The sequence below is a fragment of the Streptomyces sp. NPDC006879 genome, from assembly GCF_042869595.1.
GTDB lineage: Bacteria > Actinomycetota > Actinomycetes > Streptomycetales > Streptomycetaceae > Streptomyces.
Genome location: NZ_JBIAGC010000007.1, coordinates 43,650 through 62,729 on the forward strand (window position 1 = coordinate 43,650; position 19,080 = coordinate 62,729).

Sequence of the window (19,080 nt, forward strand, 5' to 3'; positions counted from 1 at the left end):
ACAGGGGTGCGGGTCGGGCCCGCCGGCTCCGGATGGCTCTGACCGCCCTGCTCGTCGCCGCCCTCGGTACGGCCTGCGGAAGCTCCGCGGACTCCTCGCAGGCGCCCCGACCCGCCAACGCCCCCGAGAAGCCCAAGGCCATGGCAGGTCCGGCGGGTGCGCTGTCCGCCTACGCCGCCAATCTCAAGCAGGCCGAGCTGGCCCGGGCCGCCGCCGCCAAGAAGTGGGGCCTCGCCAAGGTGCCGCTGATCGCGCCGCGACCACCGGCCGAGAAGCCCGACATCGAAACCCGCGAGGGCTTCGAAGTCGAGGACCACGACGATCTGCCGCCGGTCTTCACCACGGTGCCCACCGAGGAGAAGGTCGTCTTCCTCACCGTGGACGACGGGGCGGAGAAGGACCCCAAGTTCCTCCAGATGATGCAGGAACTCCAGATCCCGTACACCGCCTTCCTCAGTGACTACCTCGTACGGGACGACTACCCGTACTTCAAGAAGATGCAGGACCTCGGCGTCACCCTGAACAACCACACGGTCAACCACCGCTACCTGCCGGCACTGTCGTACGCGCAGCAGAAGCACGAGATCTGCGGCATGCAGGACACCATCGAGAAGAAGTTCGGCAAGCGGCCGACCGTCTTCCGCCCGCCCTACGGCAACTACAACAAGGACACCCTGCGCGCCGCGAAGTCCTGCGGGATCACCGCGGTGCCGCTGTGGGCCGCCGAGGGCTTCCCGGACCGCATGGACTGGCGGGAATGGGACCGCGACCTGCACCCCGGCGATATCGTCCTCACCCACTTCCGTGGCCGGGAGGACTGGGACGGCAGCATGCCCGACATGATCCGGCAGGTCATGAAGACCATCACGGACAAGGGGTATGCGGTGGGTCGGTTGGAGGACTACCTGTGAGACCCGGGCGCCGGCTGACGGCCGGAGCGCTGGCAGCCGGCGCGTACGCGCTCCCTCTCGGCGGGTGCGCGGTCCTGCCCGGGCACGGGCCCGCCGGTGCGGCGAGGCCCGAGTGCCGCTCCCTGGGGAACTCCGGCACGCCCTCCCGCCACGCCACCCGAAGGCCGCAGCCGCGCGCAGCTCGTTGACCGCGAGCGTCACCCGTCGCTTCACCGCCCCGTGGCGGCAGGGCGCGGGGCAGCCAAGGCCGCTCGGGGGCCGGCGGCGCTCAGGGGCGCTGCGCCACCGCCACCGGCGTCAGCGCCGTCTGGGCCTCGGCCAGCGGCTGCGGCAGGCTCACCGAGGCCTCCCGTTGGCGTTCTGCGCTGTCGCTGATCCTCAGCAGCAAGGCGATCATGAGCCAGTTCGCCACCACCGAGGAGCCGCCCTTGGCCAGGAACGGCAGGGCCTTTCCGGTCAGGGGGAGCAGGCCGGTGACGCCGCCGGTGACCACGAAGACCTGGAGGGCCAGTGCGGCGGCCAACCCGACCGCGAGCAGCTTGCCGAAGGGGTCGCGGGCGGCGACGGCCATCCGTAGGCCCCGCTGGACCAGCAGTCCGTAGAGCAGGAGCACGGCCATCGTTCCGGCCAGCCCCAACTCCTCGCCCACCGTGGTGAGGATGAAGTCCGAGCGTCCGGCGAAGCCGATGAGCTCGGGGTGGCCGAGTCCGAGTCCGGTGCCGGTGACGCCGCCGCTGCCGAAGCTGAACAGGGCCTGCGCCGACTGGTCGGAGACGATCCCGTCGGGGCGGAGCTCCGGCGGGAGGTAGATGGCCATCGGGTCGAGCCAGGCCGCCACCCTGCCCTTGACGTGCGGTTCGGTGGAACCGACCACGAAAGCGCCGGCAGCGGCCATGAACAGGCCGCAGACGATCCAACTGGTGCGCTCGGTGGCCACGTAGAGCAGGACGACGAAGACGCCGAAGAAGATGAGCGAGGTGCCGAGGTCCCGTTCGAAGACCAGCACCAGCAGGCTCACGACCCACACGGTGACGATCGGCCCCAGCTGGCGGCCAGGCGGGAGACGCACACCCAGGACCCGACGGCCGGTCAGGGCCAGCGCGTCACGGTGGACCACCAGGTAACCGGCGAAGAACACCGCAATCATGATCTTCACGAATTCGCCTGGCTGGAGCGAGAGCCCGCCGACGAGGATCCACCGCTTGGCCCCGTAGGTGTCGCCGGGAAAGAAGGCGGGCGCCATCAGGAGCACCAGCGATACGGCCATCGTCAGGTAGATGTAGCGCTGGAGCAGCCGGTGGTCCCGCACGAGCGCCAGCAGCGCGGTGCAGACGCCCACTCCGATCACGGTCCAGAGCAGCTGCCCGGGTGCCGTCAGCTCGGATTTCGGCCATTTCTCCTGGTACGTCGGGTCCAATCTGGCCAGGAGCACCAGGCCAAGGCCGGTAAGGAGGAGCGCCAGCGGCAGGATCAGGGGGTCGGCGTAAGCGGCGAAGCGGCGCACGGCGAGGTGGGAGACGAAGGCCAGCAGCGACATGCTGACGGCGAATCCGCTGAGGTCGCCCGGTAGTCGGCCGGTCATGGCCAGACCCACGCTCGCCTGCCCGGCGACGGTGATCCCGAGGACCAGGAGGAGCAGGGTCGCCTCCACGCGCCGGCGGGCGATGGCCGTGTTTGCCGGGGCCAGCGCGGACCTCAAGACCTGGGCCCGGTCTGTTGTCCTTTGCCATGTTTCATCTTCATATCTTCAACGACGAGAGGCTCGACCCCGAGGTTCCCTCAGTTCCCGCCGAGCTGCTGCCCAGGAGCCCTTCGATGGGGTCGAATCGCCGCTGGATTGGCACTCCGCTTGACCGAGTGCTAATCACCGGAATAGTCTCGGCTCTGGCACTCGCCACTGGGGAGTGCCAACACAGCGACGGGCAGGTCCGGCACCCGCGACGACGGATCCACCTGGTCGCCACCTCAGACAGTTAACCCCGTGAGATCTCCGAAGGGGGAGGTCGGATCGTGACGACCGCCAGCTCCAAGGTTGCCATCAAGCCGCTTGAGGACCGCATCGTGGTCCAGCCGCTCGACGCCGAGCAGACCACGGCCTCGGGCCTGGTCATCCCGGACACTGCGAAGGAGAAGCCCCAGGAGGGCGTCGTCCTCGCTGTTGGCCCGGGCCGCTTCGAGGACGGCAACCGCCTGCCGCTCGACGTGACCGTCGGCGACATCGTGCTCTACAGCAAGTACGGCGGCACCGAGGTGAAGTACAACGGCGAGGAGTACCTCGTCCTCTCGGCTCGCGACGTGCTCGCGATCATCGAGAAGTAATTCACCGAAGCAGATGCTTTGAGCTGCGCCCCGGGCCCTGACCTTCGTATCCGGGCACGGGGCGCTGTTCGTTTCTCAGAAGAGGACTGAAACGCTCCCATGGCGAAGATCCTGAAGTTCGACGAGGACGCCCGTCGCGCCCTTGAGCGCGGCGTCAACAAGCTGGCCGACACGGTGAAGGTGACGATCGGCCCCAAGGGCCGCAACGTCGTCATCGACAAGAAGTTCGGCGCCCCCACCATCACCAACGACGGTGTCACGATCGCCCGTGAGGTCGAGATCGACGACCCGTACGAGAACCTCGGTGCCCAGCTGGTGAAGGAGGTGGCGACCAAGACCAACGACATCGCGGGTGACGGCACCACCACCGCCACCGTGCTGGCCCAGGCGCTGGTCCGCGAGGGCCTGCGCAATGTCGCCGCCGGCGCTTCCCCGGCCGCCCTGAAGAAGGGCATCGACGCCGCGGTCAAGGCCGTGTCCGAGGACCTCCTCGCGACCGCCCGCCCGATCGAGGACAAGGCCGACATCGCCGCCGTGGCCGCGCTCTCCGCGCAGGACCAGCAGGTCGGCGAGCTCATCGCCGAGGCGATGGACAAGGTCGGCAAGGACGGTGTCATCACCGTCGAGGAGTCCAACACCTTCGGCCTGGAGCTGGAGTTCACCGAGGGCATGGCCTTCGACAAGGGCTACCTCTCGCCGTACATGGTCACCGACCAGGAGCGTATGGAGGCCGTCCTCGACGACCCGTACATCCTGATCAACCAGGGCAAGATCTCCTCGATCCAGGACCTCCTGCCGCTGCTGGAGAAGGTCATCCAGGCGGGTGGCTCCAAGCCGCTGCTGATCATCGCCGAGGACGTCGAGGGCGAAGCCCTGTCGACCCTGGTCGTGAACAAGATCCGCGGTACCTTCAACGCCGTGGCCGTCAAGGCCCCCGGCTTCGGTGACCGCCGCAAGGCGATGCTCCAGGACATGGCCACCCTCACCGGCGCCACCGTCATCGCCGAGGAGGTCGGTCTCAAGCTGGACCAGGCCGGTCTGGACGTGCTGGGCTCCGCCCGCCGCGTGACCGTCTCCAAGGACGACACCACGATCGTCGACGGCGGCGGCAACCACGAGGACGTCGTGGGCCGCGTCAACCAGATCAAGGCCGAGATCGAGTCCACCGACTCCGACTGGGACCGCGAGAAGCTCCAGGAGCGCCTCGCGAAGCTGGCCGGCGGCGTGTGCGTGATCAAGGTCGGCGCCGCCACCGAGGTGGAGCTCAAGGAGAAGAAGCACCGTCTGGAGGACGCCATCTCCGCGACCCGCGCCGCGGTCGAGGAGGGCATCGTCTCCGGTGGTGGCTCCGCCCTGGTGCACGCCGCCAAGGTGCTGGAGGGCAACCTCGGCAAGGAGGGCGACGAGGCCACCGGTGTCGCGGTCGTCCGCCGCGCCGTCGTCGAGCCGCTGCGCTGGATCGCCGAGAACGCCGGCCTTGAGGGCTACGTCATCACCTCCAAGGTCGCCGAGCTCGACAAGGGCCAGGGCTTCAACGCCGCCACCGGTGAGTACGGTGACCTGGTGAAGGCCGGCGTCATCGACCCGGTCAAGGTCACCCGCTCCGCCCTGGAGAACGCCGCCTCCATCGCCTCCCTGCTGCTCACGACCGAGACCCTGGTCGTCGAGAAGCCGGCCGAGGAGGAGCCGGAGGCCGGGCACGGCCACGGTCACGGCCACAGCCACTGAGCCGTCGGAAGGCCCCGCCACCCTCGCCGTGCGACGGGTGGCGGGGCCTTCCGTGTTCTCTGCGCACCGCCGACGGCCGGTGGCGGGCCACGACGGGCGGGGCAGTGCGCCCCGCTGGGTCGACGTGCGGTCTCGGGTGCGGTGCACGGCACCAGGTGCCGCACGGGTGGGATCGGGCTAGGACTCCGTCATGCCCAGCTGTCGCATCAGGGACATGGCGTCGAACTGCCACCACCCCTCGGCGATCTGCCCGTCGGCGATCCGGAAGACGGTACAGCCGGTCATGGTGCACTCCTTGCCGGTCGGCGCCACTCCCATGAACTCACCTCGGTGGACTCCGGTCCAGGTCCACAGGGTGGCCACGCTGTCACCCTCGGCGACCTGCCGGTCCATGGTGAAGGAGAAGTCGAACGCGTCCCGCCACATGCCCACGTCGTGGCGGATGATCTCGCGTCCGGTGGCCCCGCTGGTGTTCGGCATGATGTCGTGGTCGACGTAGCCCTCGGCGAAGCACTCCTCGACGAACGCGAAGCCGTCCTCCGCGGCGATCGCGTCGAAGGTCCGGTTGACCAGTACCTTGTTCAGGTTCTCGTCGCGCACCACGTCGAGGTTGGTGAACTGCGGCATGCCGTCGCAGAGCGCCACCATCTCCTTGAACATGCGGTCGGTCTCGGGCAGGGCGGAGTTGCGCATGGCCGCCTCGTACGACGGGAACTCGACCACGTCGACGAAGTGCGTCGCCGAGTCGAGGTCCTTGCCGACCATGCTGTGGGTGGCCGTGCGCTTGCCGTCGGACTGCTCCAGCCACCGGTCGAGGGCGGCGTTGAGGTCCTCCGGCCGATGAGTCTCGTAATCGATGATCTGCACGAATGTCATGGCGTCTCCCGCAGTGGAAGGGATACGTCCATTCTGCGCTTTTTATGCCGGTCCGTACTTGCGGCCGGTCCGAGAGGACAGCCCGCCCAGCAGGGTCCGCGGAGTCAGCTTCACGACGCCCATCAACGCCTTGTACCGCGGATCCGGAATCGAGACGGTCCTGCCGCGGGCCAGGTCGGCCAGCGCCTCCACCACCAGCTTGTCCGCATCCAGCCACAGCCAGTTCGGGATGTTGTCGGTGCCCATCCCGGCCCGCTGGTGGAATTCGGTGCGCACGAAGCCCGGGCACAGTGCCATCAGCCGCACACCGGACCCCGCAAGGTCCCTGGCCGCTCCCTGGGTGAACTGGACCACCCAGGACTTGCTCGCCCCGTACGTGCCGCGGGGCACGAAGGCAGCCACCGAGGCCACGTTCACGACCCCGCCCCGGCCCCGGGTACGCATACTCTGTGCCGCCGCCGAAGTGAGCCGGAGCACGGCCTCCACGTGCACCTTCAGCATCGTCAGCTCGTCCGCCATCGGGACTTCCAGATAGCGGCCCCGGTTACCGAACCCCGCGTTGTTGACCAGCAGGTCCACCGGGTCGCGCAGATCGCCCAGACGGTTCTCGACCGAAGCGATGCCGTCCTCCGTGGACAGGTCGGCGGTGAGGACCTCGGCCTCGATGCCGTGCCGGTCGTGCAGTTCGGTCGCCTGCTCCTGAAGTCGTTCGGTGTCCCTGGCCACCAGCACCAGGTTGTGTCCCTGGGCCGCCAGCCTCCGGGCGAAGGCGGCGCCGATGCCTGCGGTGGATCCCGTAATCAGTGCAGTCGTCATACCGGCAACTTAGTGCCCCCGGTGGGCGGAGTGTGCTGGGTGCTGGCTCCCGGTGGCGGCACCGGGCACCCGACCCGCCGCGGCTGCCGGGTCCACCACCACGAACTGCCCCATCATTCCTCGGTCTTCGTGCCACAGCAGATGACAGTGGTACATGTACGGGAGGTTCGGGTCGCTGTCCCCGTCGAAGCGGACCGCCAGCTTCACGGTCGCGCCCTTGGGGACCGGGACGGTGTCCTTGCGCCCCCTCAACTCCACCGGCGGTCTGCCACCTTCCACCTCCACCACCCGGAACTGCACGTCGTGGACATGGAAGTTGTGAGTGGCGTCCCCACCGTTGCGCAGGGTCCACAACTGCGTCGAACCCCTGGTGACCACCTCGTCGATCCGACCCATGTCCATCTTCTTGCCGTTGATGCCGGACATCTTGAGCTCGAAGTGCCGTTCGTTGACCGCCTGCCGGGCGTCGGGCAGGTCCACGGCCCCCAGCCGCGCGGGTAGCGCGGGGGAGGGGCGCAGCGAAGGCGCGGCACGCAGTTGGAGCACGTCGAAGGAGTCGTCGCCACCGCTGAACCGCTTCTCCCACGCCTCGCCCCCGGCCCACGGCCCGCTGCGCAGCACGGTCCGCTCACCGGGCTTCATCCGCACCACGATCTCGGCCCTTTCCCCGGGCGTGAGTTGGAGTCGGTCCAGCTCTGCGGGGCGTTCGAGGAGCCCACCGTCAGTGCCGATCAGGGAGAACGCGCGGTCGTCCTCGAAGCCGAAGGTGTAGATCCGGGCGGTGGAGGCGTTCAGCACTCGCAGCCGCACCAGTTCGTCGTGCACCTGCCGGTACGGCGCCAGCGTGCCGTTGACCAGGATCTCCTTGCCCAGGGAGCCGGAGTTGGCCAGGAACATCCGGCTGTGGTCGAACTCCGCGCCGTCGAACTTCACGTCCTGAACGATGACGGGCAGGTCGTCCACCCCGTACCGGGAGGGCAGGGCCAGCCCGGTGCTGACGTCGTCGTCCAGGAGGAACATCCCCGCGAGGCCCCGCTGCACGTGCTTCTCCGTCTCGCCGTGCGGGTGGGGGTGGTACCAGAGGGTCGCAGCCGGCTGATCCACCGTCCAGCGCGCGGTCCAGGTGCCGCCCGCCCCGACCGGCTGATGCGGACCGCCGTCCATCCGGGCGGGCAGGTGCATCCCGTGCCAGTGGACGCTGGAAGTCTCGCCGAGGGTGTTGTGTACCTGCACCTCGACCCTCTCGCCGCGCCTGGCACGCAACGTGGGTCCGAGGTAGTCGCCGTTGAAGCCCCAGGTCGGGGTGGGCCGCCCGGGACGGAACTCGGTGCTCCCCGACTGCATCTCCAGCCGGAAGACCCGGGTGCCGTCGGCGCGCACCGTGGAGGGGGCGAGCGGTGGTACGGCCAACTCGTTGCGGAACTCGACGGACCCGGCGGTGGAGACCTTGGCCGAGTTCCACAGCCAGAGGAAGCCGCCGCCCAGGAGGGCGGAGACCAAGGCCGCGACGGAGCCGAGCACGAGCAGGAGGCGCTTGAAGCGGGGCATGTCCCGAGCCTGCCGAAGGCGCCCGACCCGGGGCATCGGGGGAGTCCCTGAGGAATCCCCCAGCCGCCCGCAGCGGCCACCCCGGGGAAGTTCCCTCACGCGGGCGGTGCGGTCTACCGGAAGCCGGATGAGCCCTGGGCGGCCAGGTAGCTGTGGACCTTCTCCACCGCTTCGGGCTCCAGGGCGTCGCCCGCGGCCAGGGTGCGCGGCAGCAGCGTCCGCTCCAGGGTGAAGGCCCGGAAGAAGAAGGCGACGGTGACCTCGTGGTCGGGCCGGTGCACCACCTCCACGGGGTCACCGGCCTGGACGTACCCGGGCCTCACCACCCGCAGGTACGCACCGGGGGTGTTGTCCTGGGTGAACCGTTTGACCCAGCCGCGGATCCCGAGCCAGCCCGCGAAGGTGCGGCAGGGGATGCGCGCCGAGGCGACCTCCAGCACCACCTCCGGGCCCACCTGCCAGCGTTCGCCGATCCGGGCGCCGTTGACGTCCACTCCCCAGGTGGTGAGGTTCTCGCCGAACATGCCGGCCGGTAGCGGGCGGCCCAGTTCTCCCTCCCAGCGGTCGAGGTCCTCGCGGGCGTAGGCGTAGACCGCCTGGTGGTCGCCGCCGTGGTGGCGCTGGTCGCAGAGGTCGTCGCCCTCGACGCCGCTGGCCCCGATCCCCTTGGGACCCGGGGCGAAGAACCGGACCGGTCCGGTGGCGGGGCGTTTGGCGATGCCGGTGAGGCCGCCTTCGTTGTCGGTGTAGTCGACCCTGGTCGCCTTGCCCAGGTTCACGGAGAGAACGTGCATTCCTGCACGGTAGCCGACCTCACTCAAAGAGGTGACTTGGCATTGGTATCGAAGGCAAAGCGACCCTTATGCTCAAAGGGTGATCGAGGCTCGACATCTCCGAATCCTGCGCGCGGTGGCCGCCACCGGCTCGTTCTCCGCCGCCGCCCGTGAACTGGGCTGCACCCAACCCGCGGTCAGTCAGCAGATGAAGGCGCTCGAACAGTCCGCCGGTACCACGCTGCTGATCCGCACCGGCCGCGAGATGCGCCTGACCGAGGCGGGGGAAGCCCTGGTGCGGCACGCCGCCGGCATCCTCGCGGGACTCACCGCCGCCGAGGAGGAGGTCGCCGCCATCGCCGGGCTACGTGCCGGCCGGGTGCGCCTGGTGTCCTTCCCCAGCGGCAGCTCGACGCTGGTGCCCACGGCGCTCGCCGCACTGCGCCGGGACCACCCCGGTACCCGGGTGTCGTTGGTGGAGGCAGAACCACCACGCTCGGTTGAGATGCTGCGCGAAGGCGACTGCGATGTGGCGCTCGCTTTCCGTTACGCGAGCACCGGCCCGGCCGCCGCGCCGGGGGAGTGGGACGACCTAGTGGTGCGACCCGTGCTCACCGACCGCCTGGTGGGACTGGTCCCGGAGGGCCACCGGCTGGCGGACGCGGAGACGGTGGCCATGGCGGACCTGGCCGGGGAGTCCTGGATCGCGGGCTGCCCGCGCTGCCGCCGCCATCTGGTGGAGGTCTGCGAGGCCGTCGGCTTCACCCCGCGTATCGACTTCGCGACGGACGACTACCCGGCCGTGGTGGGTCTGGTGGGCGCGGGCCTGGGCGTGGCCGTACTGCCCGAGCTGGCGGTGGAGTCGGTGCGGGCCAAGGCCGCCCGCGTGGTGAGGGTGACGCCCCCGGTGGAGCGCGAGGTGGTGGCGCTGACCCTGCCCGACCTGGCTCGGGTGCCGGCCGTCGCGGCGATGTTGGACCGGCTGGAGCGGGCCGCCGCCGGTTGAGTGGGCGGCCACCCGCTCCTGCCCGTTCCAGAGAAACGTTCCTTCTTCTCGTTGAGTGCGGGTTCAGTGTGTACGGGTGCCGCTCGCGCTGGATGCGGAGATCAGGCGGTGGCGGGCGCGACCCATCAGCTCTTCGCGCTCGTCCTCGGTCAGGCCACCCCACACGCCGTACGGCTCTCGTACGGCGAGTGCGTGCGCCGCGCATTCCGCGCGCACCGGGCATCGCATGCAGACCTCTTTAGCCGAGGCCTCGCGCGCGCTCCGGGCCGCACCCCGCTCGCCCTCCGGGTGGAAGAACAGGGAGCTGTCGACCCCGCGGCAGGCGGCCAGCAGCTGCCAGTCCCAGAGGTCGGCGTTCGGTCCGGGTAGGCGGGAGAAATCTGCCATTGCTAGTCCCCTTGAAGCCGTTACTGAGGCGGGTAGGAGTCATGGAGTCCAGATCTACTGTCCTAGTAGATGTAAATATGACTCATTGGGAATCTAGCCTCAGGTACCAACCAAACGGAAGGAAAGCCGCCAAATAGGTCATAGCGCCAGATGGAGGAACGTCGGCCTGTCGTACCTCCAACGTGTTCGCCCCCTCACGTAGAGTGCCGAAGGTGTTCGTCCGACCCGTAACTCTTTCGAGTGACCATCGTTGAGAGTGCGAAGGCGGTTGAAGGAACAAGCTCTCGGACAGTGTTCCCGGGAGTGTCGACCGCACAGGTGACGATACGTACCAGCCTGGAGGCTCAAGGTGACGCGCATCAGCAGCTGCGGAGGGCGGCCATGACATCCGTCCTCGTCTGCGACGACTCCCCGCTTGCCCGAGAGGCGCTCCGCCGCGCAGTGGCCACCGTGCCCGGCGTCGAGCGTGTGACGACGGCTGCCAACGGCGAGGAAGTCCTCCGCCGCTGGGGTGCCGACCGTTCGGATCTGATCCTCATGGACGTCCGGATGCCCGGACTCGGAGGGGTGGAGACCGTTCGGCGGCTGCTCTCGGCCGATCCGGGCGCCCGGATCATCATGCTGACGGTGGCCGAGGATCTCGACGGCGTAGCGCTCGCGGTCGCCGCCGGGGCCCGCGGCTACCTCCACAAGGACGCCTCGCGCGCCGAACTGCGGGCCACCGTGACCCAAGCCCTGGCCGACCCGACCTGGCGGCTCGCTCCGCGGCGGTTGCGTTCGGCCGAGATGGGCGCCGCCCCCACCCTCACCGCGCGTGAGATCCAAGTGCTGGAGGGCATGAGTCACGGCAGGTCGAACGCGGAGATCGGGCGCGAGCTCTTCCTGTCCGAGGACACGGTGAAGACGCACGCCCGTCGGCTCTTCAAGAAGCTCGGCGCTTCGGACCGCGCGCACGCCGTGGCGCTCGGATTCCGCTGGGGTCTGGTCCGTTAACGGGGCCACTGGTGCGGGGTGGCGAACCCCGGCGGAGCGGGCCCCGACGTCCGCTCCGCGCTGGGCCGTGACGCCGTCTCGACGTCCTCTGCCGAAGGCGTGCGCGCCGGGGGGTTCCCGGGGGACAATCCCAGGGACGTGTCGCTTCGTGCGCGATGCCGCATCCTTGAGGTGTGGAGTTCCTAGGGGACCATTCGGCCGAGCGGGAGGGGAGGGCGCAGGAGATGAGTGCCGGCGCGCCTGCTCATAACGCTTCAGCGCACAACAAGGGGCAGGGTGCCGCGAAGGATCCGGCGCCAAGGCACCATGGACCGATGCGTGAAGATGAGCCGACGGGTATCGCCGCGCTCGTCCACCGTGCGGTCGAGGGTGATGAGCAGGCGACCCATGACCTGCTCGCCCATGTACACCCACTCGCCCTGCGGTACTGCCGCACTCGGCTCTCCCGGCTTCCCGGCGACGCCCGACACTTCGTCGAGGACCTCGCCCAGGAGGTCTGCGTCGCCGTCCTGATGGCCCTGCCGAGATACCGGGACACCGGCCGGCCCTTCGAGGCCTTCGTCTTCGCCATCGCCGGGCACAAGGTGGCCGACCTCCAGAGGGCCGCGATGCGGCATCCGGGCAGTACGGCCGTGCCGAGCGACGAGATGCCCGAGCGGCCGGACGATTCGCTGGGTCCGGAGGAGCGGGCGCTGCTCAGCAGCGACGCGGAGTGGGCCAAGAAGTTGCTCGCCAACCTGCCGGAGAACCAGCGTGAGCTGTTGGTCCTCCGGGTTGCCGTGGGGCTCACCGCCGAGGAGACCGGGCAGATGCTCGGGATGTCCCCCGGGGCCGTGAGGGTCGCGCAGCATCGAGCACTGAGCCGTCTGAGGGCTCTGGCCGAGCAGTAGAAACGCTCGTACGAAGCGACGAAGATTCCGGCCGATCTTGGTCGTGGAATGAGACGCGGCGGGTTCCCGTTAGCATGGACATCCGCGCTGAGCAAGACCATTTGGGAAGGTGTCATGACTGTCAACGGCAGTGGCTCCGACGGGATGCCCGATAAATTCGCCACCCTCGGACTGACGTACGACGATGTCCTGCTCCTGCCCGGTGCTTCGGACATGGCGCCGGAGCAGATCGACACCTCATCCCTCATCTCCCGCAACGTTCGCGTCAATGTTCCGCTGCTGTCCGCGGCCATGGACAAGGTCACCGAGGCGCGGATGGCCATCGCCATGGCCCGGCAGGGTGGCGTCGGCGTGTTGCACCGCAACCTCTCCATCGCCGACCAGGCCAACCAGGTCGACCTGGTCAAGCGCTCCGAGTCGGGCATGGTCACTGACCCGATCACCGTGCACCCGGACGCCACCTTGCGGGAGGCCGACGAGCTGTGCGCCAAGTTCCGCATCAGCGGTGTTCCGGTCACCGACGCCGCCGGCAAGCTGCTGGGCATCGTCACCAACCGCGACATGGCCTTCGAGTCCGACCGTGGGCGCCAGGTGCGCGAAGTCATGACTCCGATGCCGCTGGTCACCGGCAAGGTGGGCATCTCGGGTGTGGACGCCATGGAGCTGCTGCGCCGGCACAAGATCGAGAAGCTGCCGCTGGTCGACGACGCCGGTGCACTCAAGGGCCTGATCACGGTCAAGGACTTCGTCAAGGCGGAGAAGTACCCGAACGCGGCCAAGGACAAGGACGGCCGACTCCTCGTCGGCGCCGCCGTGGGCGTGGCCGGCGACGCCTACGAGCGGGCCCAGGCGCTCATCGAAGCCGGCGTCGACTTCATCGTCGTGGACACCGCACACGGTCACTCCCGGCTGGTCGGCGACATGGTCGCCAAGATCAAGTCGAACGCCTCCGTCGACGTGATCGGCGGCAACATCGCCACCCGCGACGGCGCCCAGGCGCTGATCGACGCCGGCGTCGACGGCATCAAGGTCGGGGTGGGCCCCGGCTCCATCTGCACCACCAGGGTGGTCGCCGGCATCGGCGTGCCCCAGGTCACCGCGATCTACGAGGCCTCGCTCGCCGCCAAGGCGGCCGGCGTCCCCGTCATCGGTGACGGCGGTCTGCAGTACTCGGGCGACATCGCCAAGGCGCTCGTCGCCGGCGCCGACACCGTGATGCTGGGTTCGCTGCTCGCCGGCTGCGAGGAGTCCCCGGGTGAGCTGCTCTTCATCAACGGCAAGCAGTTCAAGTCCTACCGTGGCATGGGCTCGCTGGGCGCCATGCAGTCCCGCGGTGACCGCAAGTCCTTCTCCAAAGACCGGTACTTCCAGGAGGGCGTCGGCGGCGACGACAAGCTGATCCCGGAGGGCATCGAGGGGCAGGTGCCTTACCGCGGCCCGCTCTCCGCCGTCGTCCACCAGCTCGTCGGGGGGCTGCGCCAGTCGATGTTCTACGTCGGCGGCCGTACCGTCCCCGAACTCCAGGACCGGGGTCGATTCGTCCGGATCACCTCCGCGGGCCTCAAGGAGAGCCACCCGCACGACATCCAGATGACCGTCGAAGCGCCGAACTACAGCCGCAAGGGCTGAGGGCCCCAGCAGTGGCGTGAGGGGCGGGCCCCGGCACTTCGAGGCCGGGGCCCGCCCCTCACGCATGCGTCCGTACAGCGGTCGTCGGACCGCTTCGCCCCGGCGTTCGGGGATACTGGTCGGGCAGCAGACAAGAGGGAAAGGCCACCACACGTGACTGAGATCGAGATCGGGCGCGGCAAGCGCGGCCGTAGGGCGTACGCGTTCGATGACATCGCCATCGTCCCGAGCCGGCGTACCCGGGACCCCAAGGAGGTCTCGATCGCCTGGCAGATCGACGCCTACCGCTTCGAGCTTCCCTTCCTGGCTGCCCCGATGGACTCGGTCGTCTCCCCGCAGACGGCGATCCGGATCGGTGAGCTCGGCGGCCTCGGCGTGCTCAACCTCGAAGGCCTGTGGACCCGCTACGAGGACCCGCAGCCGCTGCTCGACGAGATCGCCGAGCTCCCCGAGGGAGCCGCCACCCGTCGCCTCCAGGAGATCTACCAGGCGCCGATCCAGGCCGACCTGATCGGCCAGCGGATCAAGGAGGTCCGCGACTCGGGCGTCGTGACCGCCGCTGCGCTCTCCCCGCAGCGCACCGCCCAGTTCTCCAAGGCCGTGGTGGACGCGGGCGTGGACATCTTCGTGATCCGTGGCACCACCGTTTCCGCCGAGCACGTCTCCGGTGCCGCCGAGCCGCTGAACCTCAAGCAGTTCATCTACGAGCTCGACGTGCCCGTCATCGTCGGTGGCTGCGCCACCTACACCGCTGCTCTGCACCTGATGCGCACCGGTGCCGCGGGCGTTCTGGTGGGCTTCGGTGGCGGTGCGGCGCACACCACCCGCAACGTGCTGGGGATCCAGGTTCCGATGGCCACCGCCGTCGCCGATGTGGCCGCGGCCCGCCGCGACTACATGGACGAGTCCGGTGGGCGCTACGTGCACGTCATCGCGGACGGTGGCGTGGGCTGGTCCGGCGACATCCCCAAGGCCGTGGCCTGCGGCGCTGACGCCGTGATGATGGGGTCCCCGCTGGCTCGCGCCACGGACGCGCCGGGTCGCGGCTACCACTGGGGCATGGAGGCCGTCCACGAGGACGTCCCCCGTGGCAAGAAGGTCGAACTTGGCACGGTCGGCACCACTGAGGAGATCCTCACCGGCCCGGCGAGCAACCCGGACGGCTCGATGAACCTGTTCGGTGCGCTGCGGCGGTCGATGGCCACCACGGGATACAGCGAACTGAAGGAGTTCCAGCGGGTCGAGGTCACCGTCGCCGACTCGCAGCACCGTCGCTGACACCGCCGCGCCAGCGCAGCAGGGCCGATCCCGGCGGGATGCCGGGGTCGGCCCTGCTGTTGTGTCCACGGCGAGCGGAGCTCACCAGCCGGCCCTGGCCCGGCGGGCCGGCGGTCAGAGCCGGTGCGCGGCTCCCACCGGGGTGGCGCCGCGGGTGTCGAGGAGTAGCTGCGCCTTCACTGACAGGCCCTGGAGGTCGTAGGTGCGGTGGTGCTGGAGCAGGATCGTCAGGTCCGCGTGTGCGGCGGCCTCGTAGAGGGAGTCGGCGCGCGGGACGGGGCGGTCGCGTACCCGCCACCCCCCGACGTACGGGTCGTGGTAGCTGAGCTGTGCGCCCAGGTCCATCAGCCGGCTGGCGATCTCGCGGGCCGGTGAGCCCTCCTGGTCGGCGGTGTCCGCCTTGTAGGTGACCCCGAGGAGCAGCACCCGTGCGCCGCGGGCGGACTTTCCGTGCTCGTTCAGGAGGGTCGCGCAGCGTTGGATGACGTACTGCGGCATCCGGTCGTTGATCTCCTGGGCGAGGCCCACCATCCGTAGCGGGTGGCCGGGGGTCCGGGGGGTGTGCGGGAGGTAGTTGGGGTCGAGCGGTACGCCGTGGCCACCCACGCCGGGGCCCGGACGGAAGGCCTGGAAACCGTAGGGCTTGGTCTCGGCACACCGGATGACGTCCCACAGGTCCACGCCGAGGTCGTGGCAGAGCACCGCCATCTCGTTGACCAGGGCGATGTTGACGTGCCGGTAGTTGGTCTCCAGGAGTTGGACGGTCTCTGCCTCGCGCAGCCCGCGGGCGCGTACCACCTTGTCGGTGAGCCTGGCGTAGAAGGTGGCTGCGGATTCGGTGCAGGCGGGAGTGAGGCCACCGATGACCTTGGGGACCCCGGCGTAGCCGTGGGTGCGGTTTCCGGGGTCGAGGCGGTTGGGCGAGTAGGCCAGGTGGAAGTCGCGGCCGGCCCGCAGGCGGGAACCCTCTTCGAGGATGGGGCGCAGGAAGTCCTCGGTGACGCCCGGGTGAGCGGGGGATTCCAGGATGACGGTGGTGTGTGGGCGCAGCCGCACCGACAGGACGCGGGCCGCCTCGCCCACGGCGGAGAGGTCCAGGGCCCGGTCGGGGCCGAGGGCGGTGGGGGCGCAGATGACGGCGGTGCGGACGCGGCCCAGTTCGGCCGGGTCGCTGGCGACCCGGAAGCCGGCTGCGGACATGCGGCGGACCTCGGCGGCGGTCAGGGTGGAGTCCGTGGTGGGGCCGGTGTCGTATCCGATGGTCTCGATGCCGGCGGCCACGGCGGCCTGGGCGAGGGGGAGACCGAGGTGGCCGAGTCCGACGACGGCGAGATCTGCGGGCATGGCGGTGGCCGTCCTTCTGTCACCGGCGGGGCGAGCCCATAGCCGGAACGGGCGGGGTGCGCAAGCCCTGTGCACTGAGAGAGCTGGCGCAATGTCAGACTAGGAGTAAATATGACCGTTATGCGGCATTGTTGAACGGTCGTCGCCTGTGTGTTGTCCACAGGCAGTGGCCGTAGGAGCCGGGCGAGGTCAGAATCTTGGAGGAGGAGCCGCGGGGTACGTGCATGCGGGAGCACCCGCGGGCATCAGAATCCCCCGGCCGACGGGAGGCAGCGGTGAGGACAGCGGCACTGGGACCCGCGCAGCGGGCCGAAGCGCTCGCCGGCATGGCGGAACGCGAACTGGACCTGCTGGTGATCGGCGCTGGTGTGGTCGGTGCGGGAACCGCGCTCGACGCGGCCACCCGAGGACTGTCCACCGGCCTCGTGGAGGCCCGGGACTGGGCCTCCGGCACCTCCAGCAGATCGAGCAAACTCATCCACGGTGGGCTGCGCTACCTGGAGATGCTCGACTTCGCCCTGGTGCGCGAGGCGCTCAAGGAGCGCGGGCTGCTGCTCCAGCGACTGGCCCCGCACCTGGTCAAGCCCGTGCCGTTCCTCTACCCGCTCCAGGGTCGAGGGTGGGAGCGGGCCTACGCGGGGTCGGGGGTGGCCCTCTACGACGCGATGTCGATGTCCTCCGGACACGGGCGCGGACTGCCCCTGCACCGCCACCTCAGCCGCTCCCGCGCCCTGCGGGTGGCCCCGTGCCTGCGCAGGGACTCGCTGGTCGGCGCCCTGCAGTACTACGACGCCCAGATGGACGACGCCCGTTACGTGGCCACCTTGGTCCGCACGGCCGCGGCCTACGGAGCGCTGGCCGCCAACCGGGCGCGGGTGATCGGGTTCCTCCGTGAGGGCGAGCGCGTCGTCGGCGTACGGGTGCGGGACGTGGAGGCGGGCGGTGAGTACGAGATCCGCGCCAAGCAGATCGTGAACGCCACCGGAGTGTGGACGGACGACACCCAGGCGCTGATCGGCGAGCGAGGGCAGTTTCACGTCCGCGCCTCCAAAGGCATCCATCTGGTCGTACCGAAGGACCGGATCCATTCCACCACCGGGCTGATCCTGCGGACCGAGAAGTCCGTGCTGTTCGTCATCCCCTGGGGTCGCCACTGGATCGTGGGCACCACCGACACCGACTGGGACCTCGACAAGGCCCATCCCGCGGCCTCCAGCGCGGACATCGACTACCTGCTGGAGCGCGTCAACACGGTGCTGTCGGTGCCGCTGACCCGGGACGACGTCGAGGGCGTGTACGCGGGCCTGCGGCCACTGCTGGCCGGAGAGTCCGACGCGACGAGCAAGCTCTCCCGGGAGCACACCGTGGCCCATCCGGTGCCCGGGCTGGTGGTGGTGGCGGGCGGCAAGTACACCACGTACCGGGTGATGGCCAAGGACGCGGTGGACGCCGCCGTGCACGGACTGGACCAGCGGGTCGCCCCCTGCGTCACCGAGGACGTGCCGCTGCTCGGGGCCGAGGGCTACCGGGCCCTGTGGAACGCGCGGGCCCGGATCGCGGCTCGCACCGGCTTGCACGTGGTGCGCGTGGAGCACCTGCTGAACCGCTTCGGGTCGATGACCGAGGAGCTCCTCGCCCTGATCGAGGCGGACCCCGGCCTCGGCGTGCCGCTGGGCGGAGCCGACGACTACCTGCGGGCCGAAGTCGTCTACGCGGCCTCGCACGAGGGTGCCCGCCATCTCGACGACGTGTTGACGCGCCGGACCAGGATCTCGATCGAGACCTTCGATCGGGGGACGCGTTCGGCCCGCGAATGCGCGGAGTTGATGGCGCCGGTGCTCGGCTGGGACGCGCAGCACATCGAGAAGGAGGTCCAGCACTACGAGAAGCGGGTGGAGGCCGAACACGAATCACAGCGACAGCCGGACGATTTGACGGCGGATGCGGCTCGGCTGGGCGCCCCGGACATCGTCCCGATCTGAGCCGGGCTCCGCCCGAGGCGTAGCCGGCAGGCGGCGCGGTTGGTCCGGGGCTCCGGTGCCCGTGGGGCTGTGGGCGGCCGCGACCACGAGCCGCCGCGTCAACTCCCGTTCGCCGTGGGGGAGCACTGGGCGGCGTGGCATGGCGTGCGCCAGCGAGCTCAGGAGCCCCGGCTGGAGGCTGGGCGCGCGCCTCACCAGCGGCGGCACGGCTCGGGCGGGCCGGGAGGGCGCCCGGCCGGCGAGGTGTTGATGCGTCGTGGTGTCGCATTGGGGCGGATCTGGGGGTGACCGGGCTGTTGTCCCTTTGTGACACCGGGTGTTGGCCGGAACCTACCCGGACCCCGTACCCGCGGCGATGGCTGAGTGAGGGACAATGAGAGTTCTGCCGGGGCGGGTTGCGGCGGTCGGAATCGGCGGGCGTTCGGGTCGTCGATAATGCGTGCTATCGGGCGACAGGGCCGGGCAAGGGTAGCCGGGCAGAGCGGGAAGATCACCGCGGGCGCGCACAGGACGCAGAGGGGACGCATGACCAAGGCGGAGCAGTCGCGAGAGCCCCAGCGGGCCGCTGGCGCGGAGTCGGATGAGGGCGGTCCGCTCGCG

Annotated in this window: 16 protein-coding genes; 9 read left to right on the forward strand and 7 right to left on the reverse strand. The window is 69.7% G+C overall.

The window, feature by feature from the left end; translation table 11 throughout:
* Positions 1 to 32: 32 nt before the first annotated feature.
* The gene (locus ACFYMC_RS08015) at positions 33 to 911 is read left to right on the forward strand and encodes a polysaccharide deacetylase family protein (RefSeq protein ID WP_388520521.1); all 879 of its coding nucleotides are present in this window, start codon (positions 33 to 35) and stop codon (positions 909 to 911) included.
* Positions 912 to 1,179: 268 nt separating this feature from the next.
* Here ACFYMC_RS08015 and ACFYMC_RS08020 read toward each other — a convergent pair whose 3' ends face one another.
* The gene (locus ACFYMC_RS08020) at positions 1,180 to 2,610 is read right to left on the reverse strand and encodes an FtsW/RodA/SpoVE family cell cycle protein (protein WP_388520523.1); all 1,431 of its coding nucleotides are present in this window, start codon (positions 2,608 to 2,610) and stop codon (positions 1,180 to 1,182) included.
* Between the two features lie 311 nt (positions 2,611 to 2,921).
* On the opposite strand from ACFYMC_RS08020, the gene groES reads away from it, so the two are divergent.
* Entirely contained in the window at positions 2,922 to 3,230 is a 309-nt protein-coding gene (groES, locus tag ACFYMC_RS08025) for a co-chaperone GroES (protein ID WP_369261375.1), read from the forward strand.
* A 99-nt stretch (positions 3,231 to 3,329) separates the two neighbouring features.
* Positions 3,330 to 4,958: a chaperonin GroEL gene (gene groL, locus ACFYMC_RS08030; protein ID WP_388520526.1), complete on the forward strand. Its 1,629-nt coding sequence runs from the start codon at positions 3,330 to 3,332 to the stop codon at positions 4,956 to 4,958.
* 177 nt (positions 4,959 to 5,135) lie between these two features.
* Here the strand turns inward: groL and ACFYMC_RS08035 are convergent, their stop codons facing one another.
* The 4 genes from ACFYMC_RS08035 to ACFYMC_RS08050 form a co-directional block, all read right to left on the reverse strand.
* Positions 5,136 to 5,834 (reverse strand): ester cyclase, encoded by a 699-nt coding sequence (locus ACFYMC_RS08035; protein ID WP_388520528.1) that lies wholly within the window; start codon positions 5,832 to 5,834, stop codon positions 5,136 to 5,138.
* A 42-nt stretch (positions 5,835 to 5,876) separates the two neighbouring features.
* A complete protein-coding gene (locus ACFYMC_RS08040; RefSeq protein ID WP_388520531.1) occupies positions 5,877 to 6,650 on the reverse strand; it encodes an SDR family NAD(P)-dependent oxidoreductase in 774 nt (257 codons plus the stop codon).
* A 9-nt stretch (positions 6,651 to 6,659) separates the two neighbouring features.
* Positions 6,660 to 8,198 carry a multicopper oxidase family protein gene (locus ACFYMC_RS08045; protein WP_388520533.1) on the reverse strand — a complete coding sequence of 513 codons (1,539 nt, stop codon included), beginning with the start codon at positions 8,196 to 8,198 and terminating at the stop codon, positions 6,660 to 6,662.
* A 113-nt stretch (positions 8,199 to 8,311) separates the two neighbouring features.
* Positions 8,312 to 8,992, reverse strand: coding sequence for an MOSC domain-containing protein (locus ACFYMC_RS08050; RefSeq protein WP_388520535.1), 681 nt, complete (start codon positions 8,990 to 8,992; stop codon positions 8,312 to 8,314).
* Positions 8,993 to 9,071: 79 nt separating this feature from the next.
* Here ACFYMC_RS08050 and ACFYMC_RS08055 point away from each other — a divergent pair, with 79 nt between their 5' ends.
* Complete coding sequence (locus tag ACFYMC_RS08055) at positions 9,072 to 9,977, forward strand: LysR family transcriptional regulator (RefSeq protein WP_388520538.1); 906 nt, start codon at positions 9,072 to 9,074, stop codon at positions 9,975 to 9,977.
* A 63-nt stretch (positions 9,978 to 10,040) separates the two neighbouring features.
* Here ACFYMC_RS08055 and ACFYMC_RS08060 read toward each other — a convergent pair whose 3' ends face one another.
* Positions 10,041 to 10,364 (reverse strand): WhiB family transcriptional regulator, encoded by a 324-nt coding sequence (locus ACFYMC_RS08060; RefSeq protein ID WP_388520541.1) that lies wholly within the window; start codon positions 10,362 to 10,364, stop codon positions 10,041 to 10,043.
* 381 nt (positions 10,365 to 10,745) lie between these two features.
* Here ACFYMC_RS08060 and ACFYMC_RS08065 point away from each other — a divergent pair, with 381 nt between their 5' ends.
* The 4 genes from ACFYMC_RS08065 to ACFYMC_RS08080 all read left to right on the forward strand — a co-directional run bounded on the left by ACFYMC_RS08065 (position 10,746) and on the right by ACFYMC_RS08080 (position 15,154).
* Complete coding sequence (locus tag ACFYMC_RS08065) at positions 10,746 to 11,357, forward strand: response regulator transcription factor (protein WP_003948568.1); 612 nt, start codon at positions 10,746 to 10,748, stop codon at positions 11,355 to 11,357.
* A gap of 224 nt (positions 11,358 to 11,581) precedes the next feature.
* Positions 11,582 to 12,247: a sigma-70 family RNA polymerase sigma factor gene (locus tag ACFYMC_RS08070; protein WP_388520544.1), complete on the forward strand. Its 666-nt coding sequence runs from the start codon at positions 11,582 to 11,584 to the stop codon at positions 12,245 to 12,247.
* A gap of 114 nt (positions 12,248 to 12,361) precedes the next feature.
* A complete protein-coding gene (gene guaB, locus ACFYMC_RS08075; RefSeq protein ID WP_388520547.1) occupies positions 12,362 to 13,876 on the forward strand; it encodes an IMP dehydrogenase in 1,515 nt (504 codons plus the stop codon).
* A gap of 153 nt (positions 13,877 to 14,029) precedes the next feature.
* Positions 14,030 to 15,154: a GuaB3 family IMP dehydrogenase-related protein gene (locus tag ACFYMC_RS08080; protein WP_388520550.1), complete on the forward strand. Its 1,125-nt coding sequence runs from the start codon at positions 14,030 to 14,032 to the stop codon at positions 15,152 to 15,154.
* 114 nt (positions 15,155 to 15,268) lie between these two features.
* Here the strand turns inward: ACFYMC_RS08080 and ACFYMC_RS08085 are convergent, their stop codons facing one another.
* The gene (locus tag ACFYMC_RS08085) at positions 15,269 to 16,498 is read right to left on the reverse strand and encodes a nucleotide sugar dehydrogenase (RefSeq protein ID WP_388520553.1); all 1,230 of its coding nucleotides are present in this window, start codon (positions 16,496 to 16,498) and stop codon (positions 15,269 to 15,271) included.
* A gap of 275 nt (positions 16,499 to 16,773) precedes the next feature.
* On the opposite strand from ACFYMC_RS08085, the gene ACFYMC_RS08090 reads away from it, so the two are divergent.
* Positions 16,774 to 18,480, forward strand: coding sequence for an FAD-dependent oxidoreductase (locus ACFYMC_RS08090; protein ID WP_388520556.1), 1,707 nt, complete (start codon positions 16,774 to 16,776; stop codon positions 18,478 to 18,480).
* Positions 18,481 to 19,080: the final 600 nt, after the last annotated feature.

Coding starts and splice junctions, on each gene's coding strand:
- ACFYMC_RS08015 (WP_388520521.1), top strand. CDS start 33: ATGGCTCTGACCGCCCTGCTCGTCGCCGCCCTCGGTACGGCCTGCGGA.
- groL (WP_388520526.1), top strand. CDS start 3,330: ATGGCGAAGATCCTGAAGTTCGACGAGGACGCCCGTCGCGCCCTTGAG.
- ACFYMC_RS08035 (WP_388520528.1), bottom strand. CDS start 5,834: ATGACATTCGTGCAGATCATCGATTACGAGACTCATCGGCCGGAGGAC.
- ACFYMC_RS08040 (WP_388520531.1), bottom strand. CDS start 6,650: ATGACGACTGCACTGATTACGGGATCCACCGCAGGCATCGGCGCCGCC.
- ACFYMC_RS08045 (WP_388520533.1), bottom strand. CDS start 8,198: ATGCCCCGCTTCAAGCGCCTCCTGCTCGTGCTCGGCTCCGTCGCGGCC.
- ACFYMC_RS08050 (WP_388520535.1), bottom strand. CDS start 8,992: ATGCACGTTCTCTCCGTGAACCTGGGCAAGGCGACCAGGGTCGACTAC.
- ACFYMC_RS08060 (WP_388520541.1), bottom strand. CDS start 10,364: ATGGCAGATTTCTCCCGCCTACCCGGACCGAACGCCGACCTCTGGGAC.
- ACFYMC_RS08065 (WP_003948568.1), top strand. CDS start 10,746: ATGACATCCGTCCTCGTCTGCGACGACTCCCCGCTTGCCCGAGAGGCG.
- ACFYMC_RS08070 (WP_388520544.1), top strand. CDS start 11,582: ATGAGTGCCGGCGCGCCTGCTCATAACGCTTCAGCGCACAACAAGGGG.
- guaB (WP_388520547.1), top strand. CDS start 12,362: ATGACTGTCAACGGCAGTGGCTCCGACGGGATGCCCGATAAATTCGCC.
- ACFYMC_RS08085 (WP_388520553.1), bottom strand. CDS start 16,498: ATGCCCGCAGATCTCGCCGTCGTCGGACTCGGCCACCTCGGTCTCCCC.